Genomic DNA, 1,341 nt, shown 5'->3' on the forward strand with positions numbered 1-1,341 from the left:
CCAGCGCATCGTCGCCTACGTCATCCCCACGGAGGACGCTGACACGGCAACCGCCGACCTGCGCGAACACACCGCACGGACCCTGCCGGACTACATGGTCCCCGCAGCCCTCGTCACACTGGACGTGCTGCCCCTGACGCCGAACGGGAAACTGGACCACAAGGCCCTCCCCGCACCCCAGTTCACCCCCACCACAACCACCCGCGGCCCCCGCAACACCCACGAAGAACTCCTCTGCCACGCCTTCGCCCAAACCCTCGGCGTCGAACACATCGGCATCGACGACAACTTCTTCGACCTCGGCGGACACTCCCTCCTCGCCACCCGCCTCACCAGCCGCATCCGCACCACCCTCAACACCGAACTCACCGTCCGCCTGCACCAACTGGAGGGGCCGAGCGCGACCTACAACGTGCCGCTTCTGTTGCGACTTACCGGTTCGCTGGACGTCGATGCACTGCGTGAGGCGATCTACGACCTCGTCGACCGGCACGAAACCCTGCGCACCGTCTTCCCCCAGGCCGACGGCACGCCTCACCAGCACGTCCTGCACGGCGACGTCGCCCGGCCGACGGTCGAGGTCGTCACGACCGACGCCGCACGCCTCGCCGAACACATCACCACCGCCGCTCGCCAGACCTTCCGGCTGACCGATGAACTCCCGCTCCGAGCCTGGGTGTTCACCACCGGCGCCGACGAACACACCCTGCTGATCCTGGCCCACCACATCGCCAGCGACCCTCTGGCAGCGCGAAGTCCTCGGCGACGAGAGCGACCCGCAGAGCCTCATCTCCGGTCAGGTCGACTACTGGCAGCAGCATCTGGCCGGGCTTCCCGACCTGCTGGAGCTGCCCACCGACCGTCCGCGGCCGGCCGAAGCCAGCTACCAGGGCGACAGCGTCCCGTTCACCTGGGACGCCGAGCTGCACCACGGCATCACCCGCCTGGCCCGCGAACACCAAGCCAGCGTCTTCATGGTCGTCCAAACAGCACTCGCCACACTCCTGACCCGACTCGGCGCCGGCACCGACATCCCCCTCGGATCACCCATCGCCGGACGCACCGACAACGCACTCGACAACCTCGTCGGCTTCTTCATCAACACTCTGGTGCTGCGCACCGACACCTCCGGCAACCCCACCTTCACCGAACTCCTCGGACGAGTGCGGGAAACCGACCTGGCCGCCTACACCCACCAAGACGTCCCCGTTCGACCGGCGGACCGCCGAAGCCATGGCCGTTCGGCTGGAGCGTCTGCTGCGGGCGGCCGTCGCCGACGCCTCACAACCGATCGCCGACCTGGACATCCTCACCGCACCCGAGCGCACCACGCTGCTGCAC

Annotated in this window: 1 pseudogene; it reads left to right on the forward strand. The window is 68.2% G+C overall.

Going from position 1 to position 1,341, the window contains the following annotated elements:
- A pseudogene (locus tag IF67_RS46480) lies at nt 1-1,208 on the forward strand (condensation domain-containing protein); the annotation flags it as partial.
- Nucleotides 1,209-1,341 lie beyond the last annotated feature (133 nt).

Source organism: Streptomyces sp. NRRL S-1813 (genome assembly GCF_000719605.1).
GTDB lineage: Bacteria > Actinomycetota > Actinomycetes > Streptomycetales > Streptomycetaceae > Streptomyces > Streptomyces decoyicus.